Source organism: Ornithinimicrobium sp., from assembly GCF_030537745.1.
GTDB lineage: Bacteria > Actinomycetota > Actinomycetes > Actinomycetales > Dermatophilaceae > Ornithinicoccus.
This window is the reverse complement of sequence record NZ_JAUNVI010000085.1, coordinates 1-6,320: the sequence shown is the minus strand read 5'-3', so window position 1 is coordinate 6,320 and position 6,320 is coordinate 1. Positions and strand designations below refer to the sequence as shown.

The window sequence follows — 6,320 nt, the reverse complement described above, 5'->3', positions numbered from 1 at the left end:
CAACCGGGGGCCAGGACGAGGGAGAGGCCCCCCATGATTGACCAGCTAATGCGCTCTATCCCGATCGACCAGCTCGCACAGTCGCTCGGCAGCGACCCCGCCACCACCAGCCAGGCCGTGAAGGCCGCGCTGCCGGCCCTGCTCGGTGGGCTCGCGGCTAACACTCAGAACGCGGACGGCGCACAGTCGCTGCTCAGCGCGCTGAGCAAGCACGACAACGGTCTGGCCGACAACCTGGCGCTGGACAGCGTCGACACCGGTGACGGCGAAAAGATCCTGGGCCACGTCTTCGGTGGCAACACCGACGGTGTCGTCAACCAACTCGGTGGCCTGGGTGGGCCGCAGACCGGCGCCCTCGTGCGCAAGCTGCTCCCGCTGCTCGCTCCGATCGTGCTGTCCTGGCTCGCCAAGCAGATGAAGGGCGCTGGTGCCGCGCCGCAGGGAAGCTCGGGTGGAGCCCTCACGCCGCAGGACCAGGCGGCCGCATCTGGCGGCGGGCTCGACATGACTTCGATCCTGCAGGACGTCCTCGGCTCAGCGCTCGGTGGTGCGACCGGTCAGGGCACCCGCGCTGGGTCCGGCAACATCCTCGGCGACGTCCTGGGCGGCCTCCTGGGCGGCAAGCGCTGACGATCGTCGCGTCGCACGATCATCCTGGAGGTGCGGGAGGTGGAGGGCAGTGGCCCTCCACCTCCCGCTCTTCTTTGCTCGGTGGCGCCTCCTCGGCATGCTCGATCGCGTCGCTATGCTGAGCCCATGACGACGACTTTGGTGGTGGGCAAACCGCACGCCGATCGAGCCCAGCACGCGCAGTCGCTCCTCAGCGCCCATCCCCAGGTGACCTTGGTCTCCACCAGGGAGCATCCCGAGGCGATCCGCAATGGCCGGCCCGACCAGTGGTCCTTGGTCGAGACCTTCGACTTGACCCGGGCGCTGCTGTCATCGCGCAGCCCGGTCCTGATCGACGACCTGCCCGGGTGGGTGGATGCCGTCCTCGACGATCGTTGCCTCCGGGACGACCCCGAAGGCGCGCACCAAGTGATCAGCGGCCTGGCCGACGAGCTGTGTCTGGCGCTGTCGGCGGTGCCCTTCGAGACCGTGACCCTGACCAGCGAGTCGCTCGAAGGCACCGGTGACGCGAGCCTTCGGGACCAGCTAGTTTCTTATGTGAACGCCCGCGTCGCCTCCGTGAGCGGCGACCTGCACGCAGTGGTGCTGGGACGGGTCATCGACCTGAGCAGTATGCCGCTCGTCGGTCGGGTCTAGCCGCGACCGCGACCAACCGTCCGCCCGGCGTGGCAATAACGCGCGTTCGGTGTGGCGATTGCGCCCGTCCGGTGTGGCCAGAGCGACCGCCCGGTCGGGGGCTGAGGGTCAGGCGCCGGCGCCGCGCTCGACGAAGGGGGGCTTGGTCACGGTCGCTGCCACCTGTCGGCCACGCACGTCGATGCTGACCTCATCGCCCTGCGCCACCGAACGGTCCATGAGCGCCAGCGCGATGCCCTGCTTCAGCGTCGGGGAGAAAGTGCCGGAGGTGACCTCGCCGACCGTGTTGCCGTCTGCGTCGAGCACCGCACAGTCGGCCCGCGGGATGCCGCGCCCGGTCACCAAGAGCCCGTTGGTGACGCGGCTCTCCTTGGCCTCGCGTTGCGCTGACAAGGCTTCCTTGCCCCAGAAGGCTTCCTTCTTCCAGCCGACCGCCCATCCGGTCTTGGCCATCACGGGCGTGATGTCCAAGGACAGCTCATGCCCGTGGAGCGGATAACCCATCTCCGTGCGCAGCGTGTCGCGAGCGCCGAGCCCGCACGCCCTACCGTCGAAGGGCTCCATCGCCGACACGACGGCGTCCCACAGCGCTGACGCGTCTTCGACGCCGCAGACCAACTCGTAGCCGCGCTCCCCCGTGTAGCCGGTGCGGCATACCGTCAGCTCGTGCCCTCGCCACTGGGCGTCTACGAAACTCATGTATTCGTGCCCGGTCGGCAGCCCGAGCGCCTCCAGGACCTCGTCGGACTTGGGGCCCTGGATCGCGAGGATCGCGTAGTCCTCGTGCACGTTCGTCACGGAAATACCCTCCGGCGCCACCTCTTGAAGCCTCCGGATGACCTCCGTCGTGTTGGCTGCGTTGGGGATAAGCAGGAGGTCCTCGTCGCTGCGTAGATAGACGATGAGGTCGTCGACCACGCCGCCGTTCTCGTCGCAGCACAGGGTGTACTGCGCCTTGCCGGGGTGGATCCGCTCCAGGTCGTTGGTGAAGCAGGCATTCAGGAAGTCCTTGGCGCCAGCCCCGGTGATCAGCGCGTTGCCCAGGTGGGACACGTCGAAGAGGCCGACGCGCTCGCGGACCGCGGTGTGCTCGGCGACCACGCCGCCACCGGCATACTCGATCGGCATCGACCACCCACCGAAGTCGGCCATCTTGGCCCCGAGGGCCTCGTGCTTGTCGTGCAACGGGGACTTCTTCGTCTGCTCGCTCATGGCTCGTCAGCCTAGTCGGCTCGTGCGTGGCTTAGGCTCGGAGGGCGAAGATTCCCGTCACTAGGCACCAACGAAGGATGTCCCATGGCCGAAAGCCGACGCACCACCACCCTCACCCTGACCGACCAGAGCGCCGCAGAGATCGGCGCAGACGCGCTGGTCGTCGCCGCCACGAAGAAGGGTGAGTCGTGCACCCTCGCGCAGGGCCACGGACTGCCGGAGGAGACCGCGAGCCACCTCGAGCAGGCACTGGCCGCCATCGGCGCCGAGGCGGGTGCTGAGGAGGTCACCAAACTGGCTGGCGTCCCGGGTGTCGCCGCAGGCCTCGTGCTGGTGGTCGGTATGTCGAGCGGCGGGCCAGCCGGTCGGCTGGAGAAGTTGCGTCGCGCCGCGGGTGTGGCCGCCAGGGCACTGGCCGGCAAGGACAAGGCGGTCTTCGCCCTCGGTCAGGATGGTGCGGAAGAGGCGTCTGCGGTGGCGCAGGGCGTCGGTCTGGGGGCCTACACTTTTGCGACCCATCACGGCGTCGGCAAGGCCGAGTCGGACAAGCCAGAGCTCGGCGAGGCGATCGTCACCGGAGTCGAAGCGGCCAGCGCGGAGGGCGTCAAGGACGAGACAGACGCAATCGTCGCGGGGGTCCGCTATGCCCGCGACCTGGTCAACACTCCGCCTAATGTGCTCTATCCCGAGACGTTCGCCGCCTCCGTGTCCGAGCATGCCGCGGGCAGCGAGGTCGAGGTCGAGGTCTGGGACGAGCAGCGGCTGTCCCAGGAGGGCTGCGGCGGCATCATCGGCGTGGGTCAGGGCTCGGGGCGCGGCCCTCGCCTGGTCACACTGCGCTATGAGCCGGAGGGCGCGAGCAAGCACCTCGCACTGGTCGGCAAGGGCATCACCTTCGACTCCGGCGGCCTCTGCATCAAGCCCGGTGCGTCGATGATCACGATGAAGATGGACATGGGTGGGGCCGCGGCGTGCGCGGCGGCGATCGTCGCGATCTCCGAGCTGAGGCTGCCGGTGCGCGTCACGGCATACCTGTGCATGGCAGAGAACATGACCGGCGACCTCGCCCAGCGCCCCGGTGACGTGGTGACCATGCGCGGCGGGCGCACGGTCGAGATCATCAACACCGACGCCGAGGGCCGCCTGGTGATGGCTGACGGTCTGGCGCTGGCCAGCGAGCAGCAGCCGGACGCGATCGTCGACGTGGCCACTCTGACCGGCGCCTGCATCGTGGCGCTCGGTGAGCGGACCATCGGCGTGATGGGCAACGACGACGACCTGCGCGACACGGTGACCCGCCTGGCCAACGAGGTCGGCGACACCGCGTGGGCGCTGCCGCTGCCAGAGGAGATCCGTCCCACGCTGGACACTCCGGTCGCTGACCTCAAGCACACCGGGGAGCGGACGGCCGGAGCCCAGGTCGCCGCGGTCTTCCTGCAGGAGTTCATCGGCAAGCATGGGGAGGGCGAGGACGCCGACTCCATCCCGTGGGCCCACCTGGACATCGCGGGCCCGGCATACAACGACAAGGGCGCGTGGGGCTACCAGCCCAAGGGCGCCTCGGGTGCGGGCGTGCGCGCGCTGGTGGAGCTCGCCAGGTCCTACGCCGGCTGACCGTCCCGGCCTAACGACCGTTCGGTGCGGGCCTACCGACCGTCCGGTCCGGCTTGAACGACCGCCCGGTCGGGGCAGCGAGACAGGCCAGACGTGACGAGGGGCACCACCCGCAGTCGGGTGGTGCCCCTCGCTCCGTCAGGAGAGTCGGCCCTTAGCCGCTCTTGCGCCGGAACATCTGCTGGGTCCCAGAGGTCTTGGCGCCGCGTCTTCCGGCGACCTTGCCTTGCTCGGTTTCGTCCGAGACATCGGCACCTCCGTGAGCCTGCTTCTTAGCCAGCGCTTCGCGGAACTTGGCCTTGACATCTTCCGTGGCCGGATTGTCGTTCACGGGGCCTCCTCTCTCTCGGGGACAAGAACAAAGACCACTCTGCCACGCCTGCGTGGGCGCTGTCACCAGAATTTGTGCGCCAGCGTGGCCGCCATGCCCCGGCAGGCACGAAGTGGGGTGGGGGTGGCAGGATTGCCGCTATGCCGTCTGAGACTTTCGACATCGTCATCCTGGGCGCCGGCAGTGGAGGCTACGCCTGCGCGCTGAGGGCCGCCCAGCTCGGGCTCACCGTGGCCCTGGTGGAGAAGGACAAGCTCGGTGGGACCTGTCTGCACCGCGGCTGCATCCCGACCAAGGCGATGCTGCACAGCGCGGAGGTGGCCGACGCGGCCAGGGGCGGGGCTGCCTACGGTGTCAACAGCAGCCTCGAGTCGATCGACCTGGCTGGGGTGCACCGCTACAAGGATGGGGTCGTCGGGCGCCTTTACAAGGGCCTGCAGGGGTTGGTGAAGTCGGCGACCGCGATCACCTTCGTGGAGGGCGAGGGACGGCTCTCCTCCCCCACGACCGTGACCGTGGGCGACCGCGAGCTCGTCGGCAAGCACATCGTCTTGGCCAGCGGTTCCTATGCGCGCACGCTGCCTGGTGTTCAGATCGGCGGGCGGGTGATGACCAGCGATGAAGCGCTCACCCTGGAGGACGTTCCCGCTCGGACGATCGTGCTCGGCGGCGGCGTGATCGGGGTCGAGTTCGCTTCCGTGCTGCGTTCGTTCGGGTCGGAGGTGACCATCGTCGAGGCGCTCGATCGGCTCGTCGCTGCCGAGGAGCCGGCGGTGAGCAAGCAGCTCGAGCGGGCCTTCCGCAAGCGCAAGATCACCACCAAGCTCGGCGCGCGGGTCGCGTCCGTGAGCCAGAGCGACGACACCGTGACTTTGACCCTGGAGTCCGGGGACACCCTCGAGGCGGAGCTGCTGCTCGTCGCCGTCGGGCGCGGACCCCGCACCGAGGGGCTGGGGTATGAGGAGGCGGGCCTGACCCTCGACCGTGGCTTCGTGACGACCGACGAGCGGCTCCGGACAGGGGTCGGCACGGTGCGGGCGGTCGGCGACATCGTGCCGGGGCCCCAGCTCGCGCACCGCGGGTTTGCGCACGGCATCTTCGTGGCAGAGGACATCGCCGGCCTCGACCCGACTCCCATCGACGACACGCTCATCCCCAAGGTCACCTACTGTGACCCGGAGATCGCTTCCGTCGGGCTGTCCGAGGAGCAAGCCAGGGCTAAGCACGGAGACGCCGTCACGACATACGAGTTCAACCTCGGTGGCAACGGCAAGTCACAGATCCTGGGCACCGCCGGCTTCGTCAAGCTGGTCCGCTCGGGGCCGGACGGCCCGGTCGTCGGCGTGCACATGGTGGGTGCGCGGATGGGCGAGCAGATCGGCGAGGCACAGCTCATCGTCAGCTGGGAGGCGCTGCCGGAGGAGGTCGCCGCCCTGATCCACGCGCACCCGACCCAGAACGAGGCGCTGGGCGAGGCCCACCTGGCGCTGGCCGGCAAGCCCTTGCACGCACACGCCTAAGCAATCGCCTGACCACGAGACCACAAGACCCGTAGACTGCAAGTCCCCGGACGAGGAGAGAGTTTCAGACATGTCGGAACGTGTAACGATGCCGGCCCTCGGTGAGTCCGTCACCGAAGGGACCGTGACCCGTTGGCTGAAGAACGTCGGCGACACCGTCGAGGTTGACGAGCCGCTGGTCGAGGTGTCGACCGACAAGGTCGACACCGAAATCCCTTCGCCCATTGCGGGCGTGCTGCAGGAGATCGTCGCCGAGGAGGACGCCACCGTCGAGGTCGGCGGTGACCTGTGCGTGATCGGGGACGGCCCGTCCGACGGCGCTGCGGACAGCAATGATGCGGACGAGTCCGCAGCCGAGGCTCCGGCGCAGGGGGCTC

7 protein-coding genes are annotated in these 6,320 nt (G+C 68.9%); 5 read left to right on the top strand and 2 right to left on the bottom strand.

Annotation, left to right across the window (positions count from 1 at the left end):
- Positions 1-33 precede the first annotated feature (33 nt).
- On the top strand, positions 34-630 hold the full coding sequence (locus Q4P07_RS13110) for a DUF937 domain-containing protein (RefSeq protein ID WP_303375363.1): 597 nt from the start codon (positions 34-36) through the stop codon (positions 628-630).
- A 126-nt stretch (positions 631-756) separates the two neighbouring features.
- Positions 757-1,266, top strand: coding sequence for a bifunctional adenosylcobinamide kinase/adenosylcobinamide-phosphate guanylyltransferase (locus Q4P07_RS13105; RefSeq protein WP_303375362.1), 510 nt, complete (start codon positions 757-759; stop codon positions 1,264-1,266).
- Between the two features lie 108 nt (positions 1,267-1,374).
- On the opposite strand, the gene gcvT is transcribed toward Q4P07_RS13105, so the two are convergent.
- On the bottom strand, positions 1,375-2,478 hold the full coding sequence (gene gcvT / locus Q4P07_RS13100) for a glycine cleavage system aminomethyltransferase GcvT (protein ID WP_303375361.1): 1,104 nt from the start codon (positions 2,476-2,478) through the stop codon (positions 1,375-1,377).
- Between the two features lie 84 nt (positions 2,479-2,562).
- Here gcvT and Q4P07_RS13095 point away from each other — a divergent pair, with 84 nt between their 5' ends.
- A complete protein-coding gene (locus Q4P07_RS13095) occupies positions 2,563-4,092 on the top strand; it encodes a leucyl aminopeptidase (RefSeq protein WP_303375360.1) in 1,530 nt (509 codons plus the stop codon).
- A 154-nt stretch (positions 4,093-4,246) separates the two neighbouring features.
- Here the strand turns inward: Q4P07_RS13095 and Q4P07_RS13090 are convergent, their stop codons facing one another.
- On the bottom strand, positions 4,247-4,423 hold the full coding sequence (locus tag Q4P07_RS13090) for a DUF5302 domain-containing protein (RefSeq protein ID WP_303375359.1): 177 nt from the start codon (positions 4,421-4,423) through the stop codon (positions 4,247-4,249).
- A 140-nt stretch (positions 4,424-4,563) separates the two neighbouring features.
- Here Q4P07_RS13090 and lpdA point away from each other — a divergent pair, with 140 nt between their 5' ends.
- Both lpdA and Q4P07_RS13080 read left to right on the top strand, forming a co-directional pair.
- Positions 4,564-5,943 (top strand): dihydrolipoyl dehydrogenase, encoded by a 1,380-nt coding sequence (gene lpdA / locus Q4P07_RS13085; protein WP_303375358.1) that lies wholly within the window; start codon positions 4,564-4,566, stop codon positions 5,941-5,943.
- A 70-nt stretch (positions 5,944-6,013) separates the two neighbouring features.
- On the top strand, positions 6,014-6,320 hold a 307-nt coding region (locus Q4P07_RS13080; RefSeq protein WP_303375357.1), incomplete at its 3' end, for a biotin/lipoyl-containing protein.

Bases quoted from the DNA above. Each gene is read 5' to 3' on its own strand.
- lpdA (WP_303375358.1), top strand. From the start codon at position 4,564: ATGCCGTCTGAGACTTTCGACATCGTCATCCTGGGCGCCGGCAGTGGA.
- Q4P07_RS13110 (WP_303375363.1), top strand. From the start codon at position 34: ATGATTGACCAGCTAATGCGCTCTATCCCGATCGACCAGCTCGCACAG.
- Q4P07_RS13095 (WP_303375360.1), top strand. From the start codon at position 2,563: ATGGCCGAAAGCCGACGCACCACCACCCTCACCCTGACCGACCAGAGC.
- Q4P07_RS13105 (WP_303375362.1), top strand. From the start codon at position 757: ATGACGACGACTTTGGTGGTGGGCAAACCGCACGCCGATCGAGCCCAG.
- gcvT (WP_303375361.1), bottom strand. From the start codon at position 2,478: ATGAGCGAGCAGACGAAGAAGTCCCCGTTGCACGACAAGCACGAGGCC.